At 45.6% G+C, this 22,259-nt stretch carries 17 protein-coding genes; 7 read left to right on the forward strand and 10 right to left on the reverse strand.

What is annotated here, in order from left to right:
* The 3 genes from gyrB (at position 1) to glyS (ending at position 5,460) form a co-directional block, all read left to right on the forward strand.
* The gene (gyrB, locus tag ACO1PK_RS07085) at positions 1 to 2,418 is read left to right on the forward strand and encodes a DNA topoisomerase (ATP-hydrolyzing) subunit B (protein ID WP_423187973.1); all 2,418 of its coding nucleotides are present in this window, start codon (positions 1 to 3) and stop codon (positions 2,416 to 2,418) included.
* 61 nt (positions 2,419 to 2,479) lie between these two features.
* Positions 2,480 to 3,403 (forward strand): glycine--tRNA ligase subunit alpha, encoded by a 924-nt coding sequence (gene glyQ / locus ACO1PK_RS07090; RefSeq protein ID WP_423187974.1) that lies wholly within the window; start codon positions 2,480 to 2,482, stop codon positions 3,401 to 3,403.
* Entirely contained in the window at positions 3,403 to 5,460 is a 2,058-nt protein-coding gene (gene glyS / locus ACO1PK_RS07095) for a glycine--tRNA ligase subunit beta (RefSeq protein WP_423187975.1), read from the forward strand. Before glyQ ends, glyS begins: the two co-directional genes overlap by 1 nt.
* A gap of 50 nt (positions 5,461 to 5,510) precedes the next feature.
* On the opposite strand, the gene rlmF is transcribed toward glyS, so the two are convergent.
* The 6 genes from rlmF to fadB form a co-directional block, all read right to left on the reverse strand.
* Positions 5,511 to 6,422, reverse strand: a complete 912-nt coding sequence (gene rlmF, locus ACO1PK_RS07100; protein WP_423187976.1) for a 23S rRNA (adenine(1618)-N(6))-methyltransferase RlmF — start codon at positions 6,420 to 6,422, stop codon at positions 5,511 to 5,513.
* 70 nt (positions 6,423 to 6,492) lie between these two features.
* Positions 6,493 to 7,290 (reverse strand): response regulator, encoded by a 798-nt coding sequence (locus ACO1PK_RS07105; protein ID WP_423188176.1) that lies wholly within the window; start codon positions 7,288 to 7,290, stop codon positions 6,493 to 6,495.
* A gap of 153 nt (positions 7,291 to 7,443) precedes the next feature.
* Positions 7,444 to 7,866 (reverse strand): hypothetical protein, encoded by a 423-nt coding sequence (locus ACO1PK_RS07110; protein WP_423187977.1) that lies wholly within the window; start codon positions 7,864 to 7,866, stop codon positions 7,444 to 7,446.
* Between the two features lie 177 nt (positions 7,867 to 8,043).
* A complete protein-coding gene (tusA, locus tag ACO1PK_RS07115) occupies positions 8,044 to 8,292 on the reverse strand; it encodes a sulfurtransferase TusA (protein WP_423187978.1) in 249 nt (82 codons plus the stop codon).
* A gap of 209 nt (positions 8,293 to 8,501) precedes the next feature.
* Entirely contained in the window at positions 8,502 to 9,665 is a 1,164-nt protein-coding gene (gene fadA / locus ACO1PK_RS07120) for an acetyl-CoA C-acyltransferase FadA (RefSeq protein WP_189483297.1), read from the reverse strand.
* 18 nt (positions 9,666 to 9,683) lie between these two features.
* Positions 9,684 to 11,837: a fatty acid oxidation complex subunit alpha FadB gene (fadB, locus tag ACO1PK_RS07125; RefSeq protein WP_423187979.1), complete on the reverse strand. Its 2,154-nt coding sequence runs from the start codon at positions 11,835 to 11,837 to the stop codon at positions 9,684 to 9,686.
* A 206-nt stretch (positions 11,838 to 12,043) separates the two neighbouring features.
* On the opposite strand from fadB, the gene ACO1PK_RS07130 reads away from it, so the two are divergent.
* From ACO1PK_RS07130 to ACO1PK_RS07140, 3 genes are read left to right on the forward strand one after another with little or no spacing between them, the layout of a single operon-like run.
* Entirely contained in the window at positions 12,044 to 13,960 is a 1,917-nt protein-coding gene (locus tag ACO1PK_RS07130) for a transglycosylase SLT domain-containing protein (RefSeq protein WP_423187980.1), read from the forward strand.
* A 42-nt stretch (positions 13,961 to 14,002) separates the two neighbouring features.
* Entirely contained in the window at positions 14,003 to 15,328 is a 1,326-nt protein-coding gene (gene pepQ, locus ACO1PK_RS07135) for a Xaa-Pro dipeptidase (RefSeq protein ID WP_423187981.1), read from the forward strand.
* Between the two features lie 20 nt (positions 15,329 to 15,348).
* Positions 15,349 to 16,800, forward strand: coding sequence for a TrkH family potassium uptake protein (locus ACO1PK_RS07140; protein ID WP_423187982.1), 1,452 nt, complete (start codon positions 15,349 to 15,351; stop codon positions 16,798 to 16,800).
* Positions 16,801 to 16,860: 60 nt separating this feature from the next.
* Here the strand turns inward: ACO1PK_RS07140 and trkA are convergent, their stop codons facing one another.
* From trkA to def, 4 genes are read right to left on the reverse strand one after another with little or no spacing between them, the layout of a single operon-like run.
* Positions 16,861 to 18,237, reverse strand: a complete 1,377-nt coding sequence (trkA, locus tag ACO1PK_RS07145; RefSeq protein ID WP_423187983.1) for a Trk system potassium transporter TrkA — start codon at positions 18,235 to 18,237, stop codon at positions 16,861 to 16,863.
* Between the two features lie 8 nt (positions 18,238 to 18,245).
* Positions 18,246 to 19,547, reverse strand: coding sequence for a 16S rRNA (cytosine(967)-C(5))-methyltransferase RsmB (gene rsmB, locus ACO1PK_RS07150; protein ID WP_423187984.1), 1,302 nt, complete (start codon positions 19,545 to 19,547; stop codon positions 18,246 to 18,248).
* Positions 19,544 to 20,485 carry a methionyl-tRNA formyltransferase gene (gene fmt, locus ACO1PK_RS07155; protein ID WP_423187985.1) on the reverse strand — a complete coding sequence of 314 codons (942 nt, stop codon included), beginning with the start codon at positions 20,483 to 20,485 and terminating at the stop codon, positions 19,544 to 19,546. Before fmt ends, rsmB begins: the two co-directional genes overlap by 4 nt.
* A 12-nt stretch (positions 20,486 to 20,497) precedes the next feature.
* Positions 20,498 to 21,013: a peptide deformylase gene (gene def, locus ACO1PK_RS07160; protein ID WP_423187986.1), complete on the reverse strand. Its 516-nt coding sequence runs from the start codon at positions 21,011 to 21,013 to the stop codon at positions 20,498 to 20,500.
* A gap of 122 nt (positions 21,014 to 21,135) precedes the next feature.
* On the opposite strand from def, the gene ACO1PK_RS07165 reads away from it, so the two are divergent.
* Positions 21,136 to 22,242, forward strand: coding sequence for a LysM peptidoglycan-binding domain-containing protein (locus ACO1PK_RS07165; RefSeq protein ID WP_423187987.1), 1,107 nt, complete (start codon positions 21,136 to 21,138; stop codon positions 22,240 to 22,242).
* The last annotated feature ends 17 nt before the right edge of the window (positions 22,243 to 22,259 follow it).

Genomic DNA, 22,259 nt, shown 5'->3' on the forward strand with positions numbered 1-22,259 from the left:
ATGGCCGAAGAGCATAATTACGATTCCTCAAGTATTAAAGTATTAAAAGGTCTAGATGCAGTACGCAAAAGACCAGGCATGTATATCGGTGATACCGATGATGGTACCGGCTTGCACCATATGGTATTCGAGGTGGTCGATAACTCCATCGATGAAACCTTAGCCGGTTACTGTACTGATATCTGGGTAACTATCCATAGCGATGGTTCAGTTTCTGTTCGTGACAATGGCCGTGGTGTGCCTACCGATATGCACGAAGAAGGGGTATCAGCCGCTGAAGTAATTATGACGGTACTACACGCTGGGGGTAAATTTGATGATAACTCTTATAAAGTTTCAGGCGGTTTACACGGTGTAGGTGTATCGGTAGTAAATGCGTTATCAGATAAACTCGAACTAACTATTCGTCGTAAAGGTAAAGTGCATAGCCAAATTTATCATTTAGGTGTGCCGCAAGCGCCATTAGCCATTATTGGTGAAACAGAAGGTACTGGTACCGCTATCCGTTTTTGGCCTAGCCCAACCATCTTCTCTGATATCAATTACCACTACGATATTTTAGCTAAACGTTTGCGCGAGCTTTCTTTCCTAAACTCCGGTGTGAGTATTATCTTAAACGATGAACGCACCGATAAAACCGATCATTTTAAATACGATGGCGGTATCGAAGCCTTTGTTCAATACTTAAATCGCAGCAAAACTAGCATTCATCCGAAGGCCTTCTATTTTAGCGATCAGCGCGAAGATGGCATTTCAGTTGAAGTGGCGATGCAATGGAACGATTCATATCAAGAGAATGTATTCTGCTTCACCAACAATATTCCACAGCGTGATGGCGGTACTCACTTAGCCGGATTCCGTTCAGCCTTAACTCGTGTGCTTAATACGTATATTGAGCAAGAAGGTTATGCAAAAAAAATGAAGGTATCGGCTACCGGTGACGATGCCCGTGAAGGTTTGACTGCGGTAATCAGCGTTAAAGTGCCTGATCCGAAATTTAGCTCGCAGACCAAAGACAAACTGGTATCAAGCGAAGTTAAAGCTGCGGTAGAAAGTGTGATGCACGAGCGTCTAAACGAATATCTGCTGGAAAGCCCAGCGGATGCCAAAATCATCGTGGGTAAAATTGTTGATGCGGCGCGTGCCCGTGAAGCAGCACGTAAAGCCCGTGAGATGACGAGACGCAAAGGTGCTTTGGATATTGCTGGTTTACCAGGAAAGTTAGCCGATTGCCAAGAAAAAGATCCTGCCTTATCAGAACTGTATATTGTAGAGGGTGACTCTGCGGGTGGTTCAGCTAAACAGGGCCGTAACCGCAAAAACCAAGCAATATTGCCATTAAAAGGTAAAATTCTAAACGTAGAAAAAGCCCGCTTCGACAAGATGTTATCATCACAAGAAGTCGGTACGCTCATTACTGCGTTAGGCTGTGGTATAGGCCGTGAAGAATATAACCCCGATAAAACCCGCTACCACAGCATAGTCCTAATGACGGATGCTGACGTCGACGGTTCGCATATTCGTACTTTGCTTTTGACCTTTTTCTATCGGCAAATGCCAGAGTTAATTGAGCGTGGCTATATCTATATTGCGCAGCCACCGCTGTTTAAAGTTAAAAAAGGTAAGCAGGAGCAATATATTAAAGATGAGGCATCTTTAGTTGAATACCTAACTACACTCGCGTTAGATGATGCTTTCTTGCATGTCAACGACAGTGCGCCAGGTATCGGCGGTGAATCCTTAGAGAAACTGGTACGTCAGTACCATAAAGTTACTTCGGTCATTGAACGCCTCAGCCGTAAGATCCCGCAGAATCTGTTAACTGAACTAATCTATATTGCTGGCTTAACGGCAGAAACCATGAAAGATCAAGCTGCTGTGGCTGAGTGGGTAAAAACCCTAGCTAAGCGTTTGGATGAAAAAGAAGGCGATGGCTCAATCTACAAATACGATGTAGTAGAAGATCGTGAGCGCCAACTGTTTCAGCCTAAAGTGATCATTCGCCAGCACGGTATTGATAACGAATACTTATTGCACCATGATTTTATCACGTCACGTGATTACCTAAGTTTAACCTCTTTGGGTGATGAAATTCGTGATTTGATTGATGAAGGTGGTTACATCCGTCGTGGTGAAAAGGTTAAGCCTGTCACGAGTTTCCGCGAAGCACTGGAATGGCTAATGGCAGAGTCCAAACGTGGCTTGTACATCCAGCGCTATAAAGGGCTAGGTGAAATGAACCCGGATCAGCTGTGGGAAACGACCATGGATCCGCAAAATCGCCGGATGTTGCAGGTAACTATTGAGGATGCTATCGGTGCTGACTTACTGTTCGCCACGCTAATGGGTGATCATGTTGAGCCACGGCGAGCCTTTATTGAAGAGAATGCCTTATACGTTGCTAACTTAGACGTATAAGCAAAGTTAAACAAAGTAGGGGCTTTTAAGCCCCTCAGTTATTTTAGTGAGTTAGTAGCGCATGCATAAATACGATATCAAAACCTTTCAGGGCCTTATCTTAGCCTTGCAAGATTACTGGGCACGTCAAGGCTGCGTTATTGTGCAGCCGCTAGACTTAGAAGTGGGCGCCGGTACTTTCCACCCTATGACGTTCTTACGCTCGTTAGGCCCAGAGCCAACAAATGTGGCTTACGTACAGCCTTGCCGTCGTCCAACGGATGGTCGCTACGGTGAAAACCCTAACCGCCTTCAGCATTACTATCAATTCCAGGTCATCTTAAAGCCATCGCCAGACAATATTCAGCAACTCTATCTGGGCTCATTAGAAGAGTTAGGCTTGGATACCTTGGTACACGATATTCGCTTTGTCGAGGATAACTGGGAATCGCCAACACTGGGTGCCTGGGGTTTGGGTTGGGAAGTGTGGTTAAACGGTATGGAAGTGACGCAGTTCACTTACTTCCAGCAAGTCGGTGGCTTAGAGTGCCGTCCAGTTACCGGTGAAATCACCTATGGATTAGAGCGTCTGGCCATGTATATTCAGGGTGTCGACTCTATTTATGATCTGGTTTGGACCGATGGGCCTTTAGGCCGTGTCACCTACGGCGACGTGTTTCATCAAAATGAAGTAGAGCAGTCTACCTATAACTTTGAACACGCCGATGTAGCAGCACTCTTTACCTACTTTGATCAGTGCGAAAAAGAAAGCCAGTATCTGATTGAGCAAGGCTTAGCCTTACCCGCGTACGAAAAAGTGATGAAAGCCTCGCATGCGTTTAACCTGTTAGATGCCCGCCATGCCATTTCCGTTACTGAGCGCCAGCGCTATATTCTGCGTGTTCGCACCTTAGCCAAAGCCTGTGCTCAGGCTTACTATGATGCCCGCGAAAAACTGGGTTTCCCTCTTTGTAAAATTAAGCCAGCGCAGTCGGAGGCTAACTAATGAGTGCACAGGATTTTCTGGTAGAAATCGGTACCGAAGAGTTACCACCAAAAGCATTAAAAACCCTGGCAACAGCGCTGGCTGTTAATTTAGCCGCAGAGCTAGCAAAACACGAGTTAAACCATGCTACGGTAAGCTGGTTTGCCGCGCCACGTCGCTTAGCTGTTCGGATCAATCAGCTTGCCGCAGCTCAAGCCGACAAAGTCGTCGAAAAGCGTGGCCCAGCTATCAGTGCCGCTTTTGATGCGGCAGGTCAGCCAACCAAAGCCGCACAAGGTTGGGCAGCAGGTTGTGGCATCACCGTTGACCAAGCTGAGCGCTTAGAAACTGATAAAGGTGCCTGGTTATTGTGTCGTCAACAACAACAAGGTCAAGCTACCGTTGCTTTGTTGCCTGAAATTGTTAGCCAAGCACTAAGCAAGCTGCCTATTGCTAAGCCAATGCGCTGGGGTAACTCCGATGCGGAATTTATCCGGCCAGTGCATACCATTATTATGCTCTATGGTGAAAGCGTGGTACCTGCAACCATCTTGGGCCGTACCAGTGGTAATCAGACTTATGGCCATCGTTTCCATGCACCTGCTTTGGTGAGCATCAAAAATGCCGATGCTTATTTGCCAACTTTAGAGCAGGCCTTTGTTATTGCAGATTATGCTAAGCGTAAGGCCTATATTGCCGAACAGGTTGCGGCTACTGCAGCAAGTTTAGGGGCACAGGTTAAGCCAGACGATGCACTGTTAGAAGAAGTCACTTCGTTAGTCGAGTGGCCTGCGGTGTTAGTTGGTAGCTTTGAAGAAAGCTTCCTGCAAGTACCTGCTGAACCGCTTATTTCAACCATGAAAGATAATCAAAAGTATTTCCCGCTGTTAGATAGTGCTGGCAAGCTGATGAATAAGTTTATCTTTGTGGCGAATATTAGCAGTAAAGATCCGCAGCAAATTATCTCAGGAAATGAAAAAGTGGTGCGGCCGCGTTTATCGGATGCGCAGTTCTTTTTTAACACCGATCGCAAGGTGAAACTGGTTGAGCGGTTAGATAGCCTAAAAACCGTATTGTTCCAACAGCAGCTGGGTACCTTGGCAGAAAAGTCTGAACGGATTAGTCAGGTCGCCGGCTTTATCGCCAGTAAAATTGGTGCCGATGAACAGGCGGCTGCTCGTGCGGGCTTGCTGTCGAAAACGGATTTAATGACCAATATGGTGGGTGAGTTCCCAGAAGTGCAGGGCATTATGGGCATGCATTACGCACGCTTAGATGGCGAAGCTGAAGCCGTGGCCTTGGCGTTAAACGAGCAATATATGCCACGCTTTGCTGGCGACGAGTTACCCAGTCGTTTAGAAGGCGCAGCGGTAGCAATTGCCGATAAACTGGATTCGCTAGTTGGCATTTTTGGTATTGGTCAGATTCCAAAAGGTGATAAAGATCCTTTCGCGCTGCGCCGTGCTGCTATTGGTGCTTTACGCATTATGGTTGAAAAGCAGTTGCCACTCGATTTAGTGGAACTGATTGCTTTTAGCCAGCAAACCTTTGCTGACAAGCTCAGTAATACTAAGGTCGCTGATGAAGTGCTCGACTTTATGTTAGGTCGCTTCCGCGCTTGGTATCAGGATGAGGGTTACAGTGTCGATGTTATTCAAGCCGTATTGGCGCGTCGTCCAACTAACCCAGCTGATTTTGATCGCAGAGTAAAAGCCGTAGCGGCGTTCGGCAAGCTAGAAGCTGCCACGGCATTGGCTGCAGCCAATAAGCGGGTAGCCAATATCCTGGCAAAAGTTGAAGGAGAGATTGCGAGTACGGTAAACGCTACTTTGCTGCAAGATGCCGCTGAAAAAGCGCTTTACACAGCCATTACGACAGAGCAGGCATATCAGGCTAACGTAGCAGACTATAGCGAAGCGTTAGCGCACCTTGCAGCGTTACGTGAGGTGATCGACAGCTTCTTTGATCAGGTAATGGTAAATGCTGATGATCTGGCTGTGCGGGCTAACCGTCTTGCTTTGCTGAAGCAGTTGCGTGATTTGTTCTTACAAGTAGCGGATATTTCCGTGTTGCAGTAAGTGCATGAGCACTCGATAAAGCCAGCCGCGTGCTGGCTTTTTATTTTGGATTAACAGAAGCGCCAAGCAAGCATTAAGCTGCTTTTCTGGCCTTGCTGCATGTTGATTTGCCTAATGTCAATTTTGCCGTAATGTTTAGCTTGTTGCTTTAACAAGGCAACAAGTTGCTTATGATGCTTCTGCTGGGAGACTAAGCTGCTAAACCAGCCCACTTGCTTGGCATAGGTCTGGCTTTCCACAATCATGTTACTAATAAAGGCCAGCTCGCCACCGTCGCACCAAAGCTCACTATTGCTGCCGGCAAAGTTACGCCCTTGGTTAGCCTTACCTAGCTTATGCCATTTTTGCTGATTTACGGCTTGTGCTTCTGCTGCCGACCCATAAAAAGGTGGATTACAAACGATCAGGTCGAAGTAATCATCAGCTAAAATAATGCCGTTAAAAATCTGTTTAGCATCCTGTTGTTGACGCAGTTTGACCAGCCCTTTTAAAGCTGGATTAGCGTTAACAATGGTTTGAGCAATAGCCAGTGCTTGCGAATCTACCTCGCTACCGACCACCTGCCAACCAAAGCTGCGAGTGGCCAAAATGGGATAGATACAATTTGCGCCACAGCCAATATCTAACATCCTAATCTGTTTCCCCTGAGGGACCTGATCAGCACTGTTATGTAACTCTGTTAGTAGATCGGCGGCATAGTGCAAATAGTCCGCCCGCCCCGGAATGGGAGGGCAAAGATAGCCGTCAGGTAGCTGCCAAAATTTTATTTGATAATAGCTAGCAAGCAAGGCAGCATTTAAGGCTTGCACCGCGGTAGCTTGGCTAAAGTCGATACTTTGTTGATTACCCGGAGTAAGCACGATGTAGTGGCTTAACGCAGGATAATGTTGACAGAGTAAGGGTAGGTTGTAACGGCCATGATGCGGATTTCGGGGGTGTAAGCCGTAAGCTTTTTTTTGCATTGCTAGCCTGATTCTTAATTGAGTTGAAGGGGGTAGCTTAAAGCTAAGCTACCCCTCTAAGTAATAAAACCTAGTGATCTAACAGTTTATAGAGTAACTGTTTAACGGCTTGTGGCTCGAAAGGCTTATCGCATAACGCATTAACACCACTTTGCGCAATATTTGAGAGGTGAGTATCATTGGCTTCACTGGTAACCATGAGTACAGGAATATGCGATAGCGTACTATGTTCGCGAATAAATTCAGTCAGTTCCTGACCATTTACTTCGGGCATATTATAGTCTGTTACCACCAAATCAAACATTTGCTGCTGTAGAATCGCGATAGCTTGTTTACCGTCTTCTGCTTCAGTCAGGTGCTGCATGCCCAGATTCATCAATACACGTTTAATATGGTTTCTGGCTAAGCGGCTATCATCGACAATAAGCACACGTACATCTTGTACATCAAATAGCGTTAACTCTAATTCGGCTGGACTAAGCAAATCAACTGCGGCGTTTAAGGCACGGCCAAGCTGCATGGCATCAAAGGGTTTAGGTAAGATAGCGACAACCCCTGATTGCTTGAAGGCTTCTAAATGGCTTTTCCGACTCTCGCTTGAAACCAACATAAAAGGAATTTCAGCCGTCTCTCTGTTGGCTTTTAGATACTGCAATAATTGCTCTCCGGTGCCATCACTAAAATGTAAGGCGCAGGCAATAGCATCCGGTTTTTGTTGCGTAATTAAGGCTTTAGCATCTTGTAGGCTGGTAGCTTCAATGATTTGCGTGACATTTTCTTCAGCAAGTTTTTTTTTGATTATTTTTCTTTGAACATCAGAGGGTTCAACGAGCAAGATATGTAAGTCAACAGCAGAAAGTTGCATAATAGCGATCCGTAAATTTGAGCTTCAGAAATTATATACCTAAACGACCTTTACATGTGAATTTTGGTAATGATATAGAGATAATCGGCCAGACATGAATATTATTAATATTACTCTAGATTAGATAAGTTTTGGGTTAAGGTTAGGTTTTAGTCTTTAAAAGTGGTGGGAAGTGACCAGTTCCACTTCAGGTAAATTGGATTTGCACCAGTCTAATAAAGCATGATATTGGTTATTTAGGAACTTATACTGCAGAGAGTCTTGCGTATTAAATTTTATAGTTATATAGCCATGCTTATCTTGTTGCCATAGTTGGATAAGCTTAATATTTTTAATGGGGCCAACCTCCATACCTACCCGTAATTGCTCACCTTCTTTTTTTATTAAATTAAAAATATCTTTACTAAAAGTTACTTCGTCTGTTGTGTTTAAATCTTTTTTAAATAGAAGCAAATCGAGCATGAACATTAATGCCATTAATGCTAATCCCGGCCAACCCAGCAGCCAAAACATGAAAGCGACTAAAGCGGCTACCAAAAGTTGTAAGGGAATAGCTTCTTTAAGAAAAGACCAGAACATAGCGCAAAACACATTTTTAAGTATTAGGCTGTTTACAATATGATAACTTTAAATTGCGGTCAACATAAACGTATAGCTGAGGAAATATTTTCTGAAGTGAATAAGGATATTCATTAACTAAAAAACTCTTATTAGCTAACCATCCAAAATGACAGTGCGATAAAGTGTAACCTCGATCTAGCTGGCTGATTTTTTAACTAAGTACTTAAATGGCAGGGCGCTGGTATCGCTAGCCAGCAGTTCATGGTCCATAAAACGGCAAAACGCGGGAATATCGCGGGTGGTGGCAGGATCATCAGCAATGATCAGTAGGGTTTCACCAGCCTGCATTTTGCGAATTTGCAAACGTACCATCATCACCGGTTCTGGGCAGCGCAGCCCTAAGGCATCAAGGGTGTGGTTGGCACTGCTAAATAAGGATTCCATCTTTACTCCGATACTGTACTGCTAAGCTTGGTGTTAGCTGACTACTGAGTTTTATTGCCAATGGCTTTCAAGATGCGCGTAGGCGAACTCGTTCACGAACGCAACCAAACCCTGTGCATTGTTAAAGGCAAAGGGGAAAGACAAAAAAGATAAACATAAGGGCCGTAAAACGGCCCTTATTTTAAGTGATTATTGAGGGTATCGCCAGCTTACGGGCGCTCAAATACGGTAGCAATACCTTGACCTAAGCCAATACACATAGTGGCTAAGCCAAATTTACCGCCTTTATCTTCCATCACGTTAATCAGGGTGGTGCTAATGCGTGAGCCAGAACAACCTAGTGGGTGACCTAAGGCAATAGCGCCACCGTTCAGGTTCACTTTCTGGTCAGCAACTTCTAGCAAACCTAAGTCTTTCATGACTGGTAAGGCTTGTGCAGCAAAGGCTTCGTTAAGTTCAGCAAAATCCAGATCAGCTACGGTAATACCGGCCATCTGTAATGCTTTTTTCGAGGCCGGAACTGGGCCATAACCCATAATAGATGGATCACAACCCGCAACGCCCATACCGCGAACATAAGCACGAATTGGTAAGCCAAGTGCTTTGGCTTTCTCTTCGCTCATTACCAGCATACCAGAGGCGCCATCCGACAGGGCTGACGAAGTACCTGCTGTAACAGTACCATTGGCCGGATCAAATACCGGGCGCAGTTGGCTTAATGCTTCTACGGTGGTTTCCGGACGAATCACTTCATCGTAATCGAATACCCGCAGTACGCCGTCAGCATCATGGCCTTCGGTAGGAATAATTTCGTTTTTAAAGCGGCCTTGTACCGAAGCTTCTTGCGCTAAACGGTGTGAACGGGCACCAAATTCATCTTGTTGCTGGCGGCTAATACCGTGTAATTTACCCAGCAATTCCGCGGTTAAGCCCATCATACCGGCTGCTTTGGCCACAGAGGTAGATAAGCCTGGGTGAAAATCTACACCATGGTTCATTGGTACATGGCCCATGTGCTCAACACCACCGATTAAATACACCTCGCCCATGCCGGTTTGAATGGCGCGTACCGCGTCGTGTAAAGCTTGCATGGATGAACCACAGAGACGGTTAACCGTCACAGCTGGCACAGAATGTGGAATACCGGCTAACAATGCTGCATTACGCGCAACGTTAAAACCTTGTTCTAAGGTTTGCTGCACACAACCCCAAATAATATCGTCGATATCACTTGGGTTAAGCGCTGGGTTACGCGCAACTAACGAAGCCATAACATGCGCGGATAACTGCTCGGCGCGCACATTACGGTACATACCGGCCTTTGAACGGCCCATTGGGGTACGAATACAATCTACAATTACGGCGTTTTTCATAATACTGTGCTCCTGCGCTTAAACCGGGAAGAAACGCTGGCCATTAGCAGCCATAGCGCGGGTGTTGTCTGTTACCTGATAAATCTCGCCTAAGTGCGCGTATTTATCTGCCAGTGCCACAAAGTTAGCTAGGCCAATGGTGTCAGCATAACGCAATGGGCCACCGCGGAACGGAGGGAAGCCTAAACCGTATACCAAGCCCATATCGGCTTCAGCCGCACTGGCGACTATGCCTTCTTCCAAACAACGAATGGTTTCATTAATCATTGGCACCATTACTCGGGCAATAATCTCGTCGGCGCTAAAGTCTTGTTTAGTGGCAGCAATACCTGCTAACAGTTCTAAGCTCGCGGCATCGATATCTTTTTTCGGCTTACCTTTGGCATCTTTGCTGTAGGCATAGAAACCTAAACCGTTTTTCTGACCATAACGATTAGCATTAAACATCGCCGCTACCGGATCTTTTTCCAGCTTGGCCATCCGCGTAGGGAAGCCAGCTGCCATCACATCAGTACAGTGATAAGCGGTATCTAAACCTACTACATCCAGCAAATACGCCGGGCCCATAGGCCAACCGAATTGCTTTTCCATCACTTTATCCACTTGGGCAAAGTCGGCACCATCCAGTACCAATTTGCTAAAGCCAGCAAAGTAGGGGAACAATACGCGGTTTACAAAGAATCCCGGGCAATCATTAACTACGATGGGCGATTTGCCCATTTTCGCGGCGTAAGCTACTACGGCTGCTACGGTTTCATCACTGGTATCTTTACCACGAATGACCTCTACCAGTGGCATACGGTGCACTGGATTAAAGAAATGCATACCACAGAAGTTATGTGGCCGGCTTAAGTTCGCAGCTAATTGGTCTATTGAAATCGTTGAGGTATTAGAGGTTAAAATAGCGTCTTCAGCGATTAGGCCTTCTACTTCTTTTAACACGGCGCCTTTGATTTTCGGGTTTTCTACTACTGCTTCAACGACGATATCAACGCCGGCAACTTGTTCGTTACTGAGCGTTGGGGTAATAGAGGCAATGACTTTTGCCATACCAACCGCATCGAGCTTCTTCCGCTCAACTTGTTTGGCTAAGAGTTTTGTGGCTTCGCCCATACCAAGTTCAAGCGCTTTGTCGGCGATGTCTTTCATCACTACTGGTACGCCTTTTAAAGCAGACTGGTAAGCAATGCCGCCGCCCATGATGCCAGCACCCAGTACAGCAGCTTTTTTTACTGCTTTAGTGGCGGTTTTAGCGGCTTTCTTCGCTTTACCTTTAATCACCTGATCATTTAAGAACAAGCCAATTTGTGCGGTAGCCGCATCAGTTTTGGCAAGTTTTGCAAAGCCAGCATTTTCTAAGGCAATAGCGCCTGCGCGATCTAGCGTTGCCGCTGCTTCAATGGTCTGAACTGCAACCATCGGTGCTGGGTAATGTTTGCCGGCAGTAGCAAACACCATACCTTTAGCCGTGCTAAAGCTCATGGTGGCTTCAGTTTTATTTAGTTTTAGTGGCTGTAATTTTACCGCACGTTTTTTCTGCCAGTTTAATTTACCGGCAATCGCGTCTTGCAGCATGCTTAGGCCTGCAGCTTGCAGTTTTTCTGGCGCAACAACGGCGTCAATCAGGCCTTCTTTTTGTGCTTGCTCTGCACTACGATCTTTACCGGTGGTGATCCATTCCATGGCGTTATCCGCACCAATGATGCGTGGTAAACGCACCGTACCGCCAAAGCCTGGCATTAAACCGAGTTTTACTTCAGGTAAACCAATGCGCGTTGTGGTATCGGCAACACGGTAATCACAAGCCAGCGTCCACTCACAGCCGCCACCTAGTGCAAAGCCTTTAATGGCGACCACGGTAGGTACAGGGAGATCTTCACAGTAATCAAAAATATCAGAGGCCGTTTTAATCCAAGGAATCAGTTCAGCTTCAGGCCGTTCAAAAGTCGTTAAAAACTCAGTAATGTCGGCGCCAACAATAAAATTATCTTTGCCACTAACAAAAAGTACGCCCTTTAAAGCCGGATCAGCGTGCAGCTTAGCAAGCGCCGCTTTACAATCAGCTAAAGTCTCTTGATCAAATTTATTAACTGAGCCTTGGGCGTTAAACGTAAACTGGGCAATACCAGGTTCTATATACTCAACCTGAATGCTGTTACTCTGGTGAATCATAAATATGCTCCTTGGTCGCGTTTGCTTTTGGGTTATTCGCAACTGGTACGATGAGGGTATCTTATTCAGTGTGTCGTGCTTTTATGAAAATATCAATAGTTATTTAAACGGGTGTTTGAATTTTTGCCGCTAAAATCGAACAAAGTGTAAGCCGTAGTAAACTATAGACGGGATTCTCCCGGCTGAGTGTGATTTGGAGTGATCTTGTGAAAATTCTGAGTTTTCTGTTGAGTTGTATCTTGCTAAGCAGCACAGCTTTCAGTGCAGATAAAGACGAATTAGTGCAACAACGTAAGCTCTTCCTAAAAATTGAGCCTCAGATAAGCTCTGCGTCCCCAGCTCAAGTTGAAGATTGGTTGCAGCAATTACAGGGATATCCTTTAACACCCTATATTGAACAGCGCGTGTTACTGCGTCGTTTAACATCACATAATGAAATACAGGCTTTTCTGAATACTTATCAAGGTTCGCCTTTGGATTGGCCATTGCGGCGTCCTTGGTTGATGAGTTTGGCGAAAGCGCAGCAAGCCGAATTATTTTTAAGGCATTTTCCTGGTAGCTCAGATGCAGAGTTAACCTGCATAGCGCTTGAACAGCGCTTAAAGTTGCAGCCAGAAAATAGCAGCCAAATTTGGCCAGAAGTAAAAGCACTATGGACAGTAGGGCAGTCGCAACCAAAAGGTTGCGATTCACTGTTCCGCCAGTGGCGAGAGGCTCAGCCGCTTTCGGCAGATAATGTCCTTAGGCGTATTCAACTTTCTGCTGAGGGGGGCGATGTCAGTTTAATTCGTTACCTCAAAACGTTATTGCCGCAAGAGCTGAGCTATTTAGCTGATCTTTGGCAAAAAACGAGGACTAATCCGGCAGTCATTGCTCAGCCAAGGTTCTTTCCCGGTAAGCATGTCGTTGAGCGAGATATTTTGGCATATGGTTTGAAACGTTTGGTATGGCGCTCGCCCGATCAAGCGCTTAAAACGTGGCAACGTTTTGCCAGCGATCCCTATTTTACAGAAGCGCAACGTTTAGATGTTCAGCGGCAGTTCGCCATAGCACTGGCCAGCAAAGGCGATAATAGAACGGATGAGTGGATGCAGCAATTACCTGCTGCTACCCTTGATAGTACACTAGCACAATGGCAAGTTGGGCATGCTTTACGTGAACTCAATTGGCCAAAAGTACAACAGATTATCGAAAACTTTCCTGCTGATTTAGCCGCCGATATCAATTGGCGTTACTGGCTGGCACGTGCTTTGGAAGAGCAGGGACAGCAAGCTGCTGCTAAGGATATTTTCCATGAAGTCGCACAACGTCGGCACTTTTATGGTTTTATGGCTGCCGCTAAATTAGGTTTGCCTCCCAGTTTGGCGCATAACCCGGTACCGGTTTCAACGGATGAGCTATTGTCGATTCAACAACATCCAGCCGTGATACGGGCACAAGAGTGGCTAGCGTTAGGGCGGTTAACTGAAGCGCGTCGAGAGTGGAATTTCTTGCAGCGCTCAGCGAGCGAGCCGCAAAAACTTGCTGCAGCAAAATTGGCAGGTCAGTTGGAGTGGCATGAGCGTGCTATTTTTACTCTGGCAGATGCGGGGTATTGGGATGATGTCGAATTACGTTTTCCGTTGGCTTACAAGGAAGATATTCAACGTTTTGCCAGTCATGCCAAGGTGGATTCAGGCTGGGCGATGGCAATTGCTCGGCGTGAAAGTTCCTTTATGCCGGATGCTAATTCACCGGTGGGTGCCAGAGGGTTGATGCAAATTATGCCTGATACTGCAAATTATATTGCCAAAAAACGGGTGCAAGCCGCTACGCTATACAATCCTGTCACTAATATTGATTACGGTACTGATTATTTGAATTATTTGATGCGCCGTAATGATGGTAATTTAATCTTAGCCACTGCGGCTTATAACGCAGGCTTTGGCCGAGTAAGACAGTGGATACCTCAGGATAAAACGCTACCGGTGGATGTTTGGGTTGAAACGATACCCTTTCGAGAAACACGTGAATATGTCAAAGCAGTGATGGCGTATTATCAAATTTACAATATAAGACTAAACGAGCCGATAGACGTATTTGCCCCTTTAGTGACAATGCAGATTGGGGCTGTGGCTAAATAATGTTAATATCGAACCGATCTTACAGCAACGAATAAGGTATTTATGAACCCGACCTATCAGCAACTGTATCATGAGCATATTGCCGAATTACAACAGCGCACCCGTAATGTCTTGGCGCGTGAAAATTTAGATGGGCTAGTCATTCATTCCGGCCAAGCAAAACGTAAGTTTTTAGACGATATGGATTACCCATTCAAAGCGAACCCCCATTTCAAAGCTTGGCTGCCCGTGTTAGATAACCCACATTGCTGGTTGCTGGTCGATGGCGTAAATAAACCAAAACTTATTTTTTATCGACCAAAAGATTTTTGGCACAAGGTGCCAGATGAACCTAAGGCGTTTTGGGCTGAATTTTTTGATATTCAGTTACTGGAAAAAGCCAATTTGGTAGAGACCTTGCTACCTTATGATAAAGCACGTTTGGCTTACATTGGCGAATATTTAGAGGTTGCCAAAGCCCTAGGTTTTACTGAAATTAACCCTGAACCTGTATTGAACTACTTGCATTATCATCGCGCTTACAAAACCTCTTATGAACATGCCTGCATGCGTATTGCTAATCAAATGGCCGTCGCAGGACATAGAGCAGCAGCTGCCGCTTTTTATGCCGGTGGTAGCGAGTTTGATATTCAATTAGCCTATTTAGCTGCGGTTGGGCAAACTGAGAATGAAGTGCCTTACGGCAATATTATTGGTTTAAATGACCATGCTGCTATTTTGCATTACACCGCGTTAGAACGGCAAAAACCCGCTCAGCATCATTCTTTTTTAATTGACGCAGGCGCTGAGTTTCATGGTTATGCGGCAGATATCACGCGAACTTATAGTTTTAATCCTAACGATGAATTTGCCGATCTCATTCAGGCGGTAAATCAGGTGCATCTGACAACAGTGGAGGCATTAAAGCCAGGCATAAAATATAGCGATCTCCAATTTTTAAGCCACAGACTGATTGCTCAAGTGCTAATCGATTTCGATTTTGTTCAAAGTAATGTTGAAACGATCATCGAGTCAGGTATAAGCAGCACTTTTTTCCCGCACGGTATTGGCCACCATTTGGGGTTACAAGTACATGATGTGGGTGGTTTTATGTCAGATGAGCGGGGTACGCATGTTGCTGCACCAGCACAACATCCCTTTTTAAGGTGTACTCGTCTGGTCGAGCCTTCGATGGTTTTTACGATAGAGCCTGGTTTGTATTTCATTGATAGCCTATTAGCCGACCTGCAACAGACTGCGCAAGCTAAGTTAGTCAACTGGCAGAAGGTCGATGCGTTCCGGTGTTTTGGCGGCATTCGTATAGAAGACAATATTATTGTGCATCGTGAACGCAATGAAAATATGACCCGCGAACTGCAATTACCCTAATTCGCACCCAAAAGGACGCTATGCAATATCGCTCTATTATCCGCATATTAGGCATGCTGATCGCTATTTTCAGCATTACTATGATTCCACCCGCGTTGGTGGCTTATTGGTATAAAGATGGTGCTGGCGTACCTTTTATCCTGTCGTTTTTACTGTGCTTGGCCATGGGGTTTGTTATCTGGTATCCGAATCGGCAATACCGAGATGAGTTAAAGGTACGTGATGGTTTTCTCATTGTCGTATTATTTTGGACAGTGTTAGGCGCGGTAGGCGGAATTCCTTTTGTACTGGCTGAAAATCCTGATATGGATTTGGCTGCTGCCATGTTTGAAGCCTTTTCTGGCCTTACCACGACGGGGGCGACTGTTCTGACCGGGATCGAGTTGTTACCTAAAGCCATTCTGTATTACCGGCAACAACTGCAATGGTTGGGCGGGATGGGGATTATCGTATTGGCGGTAGCCATTCTTCCGCTGTTAGGCGTTGGGGGAATGCAGTTATATCGTGCGGAAACTCCTGGCCCGGTAAAAGACAATAAAATGACGCCGCGTATTGCCGATACGGCTAAACACCTTTGGTATATCTATCTGGCGATTACAGTGTTATGCGCCTTAGCCTTTTATTTAGCTGGAATGTCGTTGTTCGATGCCATTTGCCATGCTTTCTCTACGGTCGCTATTGGCGGCTTCTCAACCTATGATGCCAGCATTGGGTATTTTAACAGTGCAACGATCAATATGATTTGTGTGTTGTTTTTATTGATTAGCGCTATCAATTTTCCACTCCACTTTGCGGTAATTCGTGGTAAAAGTGTAAGTACTTACTTTCGCGATCCAGAGTTTAAAACCTTTCTTGGTATTCAGGCTGCACTGATCCTCATTTGCTTTTTAGTCTTGCTGCATACCAAGGTTTATGACAATGGTTTAACCGCGTTAAACCATGCGGCGTTTCAGGCTGTTTCCATCTCAACCACCGCCGGCTTTGCAACCGATGGCTTTGCGGCATGGCCACTGTTTTTACCTATTTTATTGATTTTTTCCAGCTTTATTGGCGGTTGTGCCGGCTCTACGGGAGGGGGGATGAAGGTTGTGCGCGTCTTGTTATTATTTAAACAAGGTGCACGTGAATTAAACCGCCTGGTGCATCCACGCGCAATTTATGCGATTAAGCTCGGTAGGCGGCCGGTAGAAGATCGCATCGTACAAGCAGTGTGGGGTTTTTTTGCGGCTTATGCGTTGGTATTCGTTGTAATAATGTTGGCGTTGATTTTTACTGGGCTGGATAATATTACGGCGTTTTCTGCAACGGCCGCTTGTTTAAATAACCTTGGTCCAGGTTTGGGCGAGGTCGCTGCGCATTTTGGTAATATTCCGGATGCCAGTAAATGGATCTTAATTATTGCCATGGTGTTTGGTCGCTTAGAAATTTTCACCTTATTGGTGTTGTTTACGCCAGCCTTTTGGAAGGATTAAGGCTTGCTGAGCAAGCCTTTTTTAAAGCAGGCATACTGTAAATTAGAGCGATGAACTGGATTAAATAAAAATAGCGCTCACCTGAAACAGTTTCTCTACTTCAACAATATGTTTCTTATCGACCATAAAAAGAATGATGTGGTCATCTGTTTCAATTCGGGTATTGTCGTGTGCAATCAGTACTTCATCGCTTCTCACGATGGCGCCAATGGTGGTACCCGGAGGCAATTTGATTTCACCTATAGTTTTACCGACGACTTTGCTTGTGCTGCTATCGCCGTGGGCGATGGCCTCTATTGCTTCTGCTGCGCCACGACGAAGTGAGTACACATTAACAATGTCGCCACGACGGATATGCGTTAGCAAAGCGGAAATTGTCGCTTGTTGTGGCGATACGGCAATATCCACTTCGCCACCTTGTAACAAATCAACATAAGCGCCACGTTTTATCAGTACCATAGTCTTTTGCGCGCCCATTCTTTTTGCGAGCATGGCTGACATGATATTGGCTTCATCGTCATTGGTTACGGCAATAAAAACATCAATTTGCTCAATATTTTCTTCTTCTAATAGCTCTGGATCTGAAGCATCGCCAACGTACACCACGGTATTGTCTAAGCCACTGGATAAAAACTCGGCTCGTTCCTTACTGCGCTCAATTAGCTTAACACTGTGTGTTTTTTCAAGGGCTCGAGCTAAACCAAAGCCGACATTACCGCCGCCAGCGATCATGATGCGCCGGTAGCTGCGCTCTAGCTTTTGCAGCTCGCTCATTACCGACCGGATATGCTTAGTGGCGGCGACAAAGAATACCTCATCATCGGCTTCAATAATGGTAGTTCCCAAAGGTTTAATTGCTGTGCCGCGTCGGTAAATTGCGGCGACTCGGGTTTCAATATGCGGCATATGCTCTTTTAACGCAGACAAGGCATGCCCAACTAGCAAGCCGCCATAGTAGGCTCTTACTGCCACTAAGCTCACTTTGCCCTCGGCAAATTCTACCACCTGTAAAGCACCGGGATAATCTATCAAACGCCGGATGTAGTTAGTGACCAAGGCTTCGGGAGCGATAAAGTGATCCACCGGCATATCGTCTTTATGAAACAGCTCGTCCCGATATTTCAGATATTGGTTGGTGCGAATGCGGGCGATTTTAAGTGGGGTATTAAACATACTATAGGCCACCTGACAGGCGACAATATTCACTTCATCGCTATTGGTCACAGCCACCACCATATCGGCATCTTCAGCCCCAGCTTTGCGCAAAATATCCGGATGCGAACCATGGCCGTAAATGACCTGAAGATCAAAGCGATCCTGCAGGGCGCGCAGCTTATCAAGGTTGGTGTCAACGATAGTAATATCGTTTTGCTCACCCACCAAGTTTTCAGCTAAGGTTGCACCAACCTGGCCAGCACCCAGAATAATGATTTTCATATTGCGCCTTAATCTGTGGTCTTTTTGTGAAGTAATGCGAAGAAAAAGCCATCCATATCTTGCTCGCCAGGTAAAATTTGCCAGCTCACACCGCTATTCGCTGGCGCCAACTGCTGTAATTCCGCATCGTGTTGCTCAGTGAGAAAACGCTGTATTTGCTCAGCATTTTCAGCGGGTAGCACACTACAGGTTGCATATAGTAAGCTGCCACCTGGTTTTAGCAGCTGCCATGCTTGCTGTAATATGTGTTGTTGTAACACCACTAAAGGGGCAATATCGGCCTTTTTGCGCAGCCAACGAATATCAGGATGACGGCGAATCACCCCCGTTGCGGAGCAGGGTACATCCAATAAAATTCGATCGAATAGTTCGCCTTGCCACCAACTATCAATATCTAGCACATCGGCAGCAATCACTCGCGCGGAGAGTTTAAGTCGGTCAAGGTTCTGATGAACGCGCTCGAGACGTTTCGCATCGCGATCTAGAGCGGTGACGGATAACGCTGGCGTTTGCTCAAGCAGATGGCATGTTTTGCCTCCGGGTGCACAGCAAGCATCCAGTACCTTCTCGCCTGGATCGGCATTTAACAAGAGCGCAGCATGTTGCGCTGCAGCATCTTGAACGGAAAACCAGCCCTCTGCATAACCTGGCAGTAAGGTAATATCACGTGCCTGCTCCAGTTTTATGGCAACGGGCAAATAAGCAAAAGGTTGACTACAGCTGATCTCTGCTTTTGTTAATTCAGCCATAAATGCCGTTGGGCTGATTTGTTGCTGATTTACTCGAAGCCAGAGTGGAGCTTTTTGTTGGTTTGCGGCTAAGATGGTTTGCCAATGCTCAGGATACGCCTGTTGCAGAGCGCTAATTATCCAGCCTGGATGGTTAAACTGTACGGCATCACTGCAGGCAGAAAAATCAAATAATGCAGGTTGGCGCTGCACGTTGCGTAGCACACCATTTATCAGCTTAGTCAGGTTTTGACCTTTTAAACTACGTGCCGCTTCAACTGTTTCACTAATGGCTGCGTGATCAGGGATACGCATAAATTGTAATTGATAAATGCCGACGTAAATTAAAAATTGCAACGGACGCAATTGTTTAATTAAGGGCTTACTCATTAGTTGTTGGCAAACGGTTTCAAGTTGCGGCAAGGTTCGCATTACGCCAAAACATATCTCTTGTAACAAGGCTTTATCTGGCGCGGCATATAATTGTTGCTGAGCTTTGGGTAAAACATCAGAAAGTGATTTGCCTTGATCGACCACTTGAAAGCAAGTTTCTGCGGCTAAAGCTCTAAGTTGGGCGCTCATAATTGTTGCCCTGGTATTAGCCAGTCTGACCGACCATTAAGGAAATCTGCTACCGACATGGCTTTCTTGCCTGGTGGTTGTAACTGGGTAATCACGAGCGTGTGTTGCTGGCAAGCGATATAAATACCGGTTTTATCTGCTTTAACGATTTGTCCAGCTTGCGTCGCTGCCGTATCAACAACATGTGCTTGCCACACCTTTACGGTGCCTTGTGGTAATTCAACATAACTCACTGGCCAAGGATTAAAGGCTCTAATTTCACGGACTAATGCGTCAGCGGTTTTCGAAAAATCGAGTCGAGCTTCTTCTTTGTTGAGTTTTTCAGCATAGTTAGCTAATGACTCATCCTGTATTTCTGCCTGCTGTTGCAGTTCAGGTAATGTAGACAAGGCAGACAGTAATGCTTGAGGCCCAAGCTTGGCTAATTTGGTATAGAGTGAGGCGCTGGTATCTTCTGCCGTGATTGGGCAGGATAATTTACTTAACATAGCGCCAGTATCTAAACCTTCGTCCATTTGCATTATGGTGATGCCTGTTTCTGCATCGCCAGCCCAAATAGCGCGTTGTATCGGGGCTGCGCCTCGCCAACGCGGCAGCAAAGAACCATGCACATTAATACATCCCAACCTCGGCGCGGTTAACACGGCTTGGGGTAAAATTAAGCCATAGGCGACGACGACCATCAAATCAGCATCAATCGCAGCAAGTTCTTGCTGCGCTTTGGTTTTTTTAAGTGATTTTGGTTGGAAAACCGGAATTTGTTGGGTTAGCGCCAGTTGTTTTACAGGGCTAGGCTGCAGTTTCTGGCCACGGCCAGCAGGTCTATCGGGTTGCGTGTAAACTGCAACCACCTGATGGTCGCTATCAAGTAAAGCCTGCAAATGGCAGGCAGCAAAATCCGGTGTACCGGCAAAGATAATACGAAGAGGTTGGGTCACTTTTATTCCTGTTTACAGCGCGTGGCGCTCAGCCAGTTTGGCTTCTTTCTCTAGTTTTTTACGAATTCTGTCACGTTTTAAGGGCGATAAATAATCAATAAAGAGTTTACCAATTAAGTGATCTAACTCGTGCTGTATACAAATCGCTAATAAACCATCAGCGTTAAGTTCAAACCAGTTACCGTCAATATCCTGCGCTTTTATGGTCACATTTTTGGCTCTGGAAACAGAAGCGTAATTCTGTGGTACAGATAAGCAACCTTCCTCATAGCTGGTTTCACCATCATGTGCGATAATCTCAGGGTTAATAAACACAAGCGGGTCATTACGTTCTTCTGAAAGATCAATAACGACGACCCGTAAATGCACATTAACTTGAGTTGCGGCTAAACCGATGCCGTTTTCATCGTACATTGTATCCAGCATGTCACGCACCAGTTGTTTTATCTCTGGTGTAACTGCGGGGACAGGCTTAGCGATGGTACGTAAGCGCTCATCGGGAAAATGTAATACTTTTAATACTGCCATAACACCTACAAAATATGCTTTAATTAGTTGGTTGTGGTATGTTTTAATTTTAGCCATTATTGCGCTGTAATAACAGCTTAGTATGTAATTATTAAAATGAGTTAGGTATAAAAGGTGCTGGGATGCTAAAAAAAATAACTTTGATACTGGCGGCATCACTTTGTTGGTTAACAACATCGGTTATCGCAGATGTTTTAAAACTTCGTCCTAATGCGCCTGAAACTTATATTGTTAAGCCAGGGGATACGCTTTGGGATATCTCGGGTATTTATCTTGAGCATCCTTGGTTGTGGCCAGAGTTATGGCAAGTTAACCCCCAAATAGCCAACCCGCATCTGATCTACCCAGGTGATGTTTTGTCATTAACCTATGACAGTCAGGGCCGTCCACGTTTAGCTATTAACAAAAGAGTAAAGCGGTTATCACCGCAAGGCCGAACGACTTTTAAAGCTGAAGATGCGATTGCTACCTTACCGCTTGGCATCATCCGGCCATTTCTAACTTACGATCAAGCTTTATCTCAAGTTGAAATTGATGCGTTACCCTATATTTTAGGGAGTAACACGGCTTCTAAGAGTGCGACAGAAACCCACACCTTATACGTAAACAGTGTATTGCAAGAGGGGGTTAGTTACGCAATTTATCGACAGGGCCGCCCTTACATTGATTTAGATAGCGGTGAGACACTGGGGTTTGAGACTAACTTAATTGCTACCACTCGCGCTTTTCGCAGTGGACAAGCTGCTACAGAGAGTGTGGCGGCGGTGCCTGCTTCTTTAAAAGTGCTTAATGCCATCAGGGAAGTTCGCCAAGGAGACAAGGTGATTCCTGCTTATGATAATCAGTCACTTCCTGCGCAATTTATGATGCGTAAACCGGAACAGGCAGTTGCAGGCCGAATTATTGCGACAACCTCCAATTTACGTGAATTTGCCAAAATGGACATTGTTGTACTTAATCGTGGTGCACAAGATCTAAAATCTGGTTATATGTTAGGGATTTATCGCCAATCTCCTAGTGTGGTCGATGGCCGTAATGGTCCAGTCTACTTAGAAGATGCCACTAAGTTGCAAAAAGTGATGCGTGATTTTGGCGGCGAAGCATTAACAATGCCACAAGAAAAAGTGGGTGAGTTAATGGTGTTTAAGGTATCTGAGCAAGTCAGTTTTGCTATTGTCACGCAAACATCTCGACCTGTTAGAGTTGGAGATTACATAGGCAACTTATAGCCTGAAAACAAGGGAGC

The organism is Alishewanella sp. d11 (genome assembly GCF_049390205.1).
Lineage (GTDB): Bacteria > Pseudomonadota > Gammaproteobacteria > Enterobacterales > Alteromonadaceae > Alishewanella.

Coding starts and splice junctions, on each gene's coding strand:
- gyrB (WP_423187973.1), top strand. CDS start 1: ATGGCCGAAGAGCATAATTACGATTCCTCAAGTATTAAAGTATTAAAA.
- glyQ (WP_423187974.1), top strand. CDS start 2,480: ATGCATAAATACGATATCAAAACCTTTCAGGGCCTTATCTTAGCCTTG.
- glyS (WP_423187975.1), top strand. CDS start 3,403: ATGAGTGCACAGGATTTTCTGGTAGAAATCGGTACCGAAGAGTTACCA.
- rlmF (WP_423187976.1), bottom strand. CDS start 6,422: ATGCAAAAAAAAGCTTACGGCTTACACCCCCGAAATCCGCATCATGGC.
- ACO1PK_RS07110 (WP_423187977.1), bottom strand. CDS start 7,866: ATGTTCTGGTCTTTTCTTAAAGAAGCTATTCCCTTACAACTTTTGGTA.
- tusA (WP_423187978.1), bottom strand. CDS start 8,292: ATGGAATCCTTATTTAGCAGTGCCAACCACACCCTTGATGCCTTAGGG.
- fadA (WP_189483297.1), bottom strand. CDS start 9,665: ATGAAAAACGCCGTAATTGTAGATTGTATTCGTACCCCAATGGGCCGT.
- fadB (WP_423187979.1), bottom strand. CDS start 11,837: ATGATTCACCAGAGTAACAGCATTCAGGTTGAGTATATAGAACCTGGT.
- pepQ (WP_423187981.1), top strand. CDS start 14,003: ATGAACCCGACCTATCAGCAACTGTATCATGAGCATATTGCCGAATTA.
- ACO1PK_RS07140 (WP_423187982.1), top strand. CDS start 15,349: ATGCAATATCGCTCTATTATCCGCATATTAGGCATGCTGATCGCTATT.
- trkA (WP_423187983.1), bottom strand. CDS start 18,237: ATGAAAATCATTATTCTGGGTGCTGGCCAGGTTGGTGCAACCTTAGCT.
- rsmB (WP_423187984.1), bottom strand. CDS start 19,547: ATGAGCGCCCAACTTAGAGCTTTAGCCGCAGAAACTTGCTTTCAAGTG.
- def (WP_423187986.1), bottom strand. CDS start 21,013: ATGGCAGTATTAAAAGTATTACATTTTCCCGATGAGCGCTTACGTACC.
- ACO1PK_RS07165 (WP_423187987.1), top strand. CDS start 21,136: ATGCTAAAAAAAATAACTTTGATACTGGCGGCATCACTTTGTTGGTTA.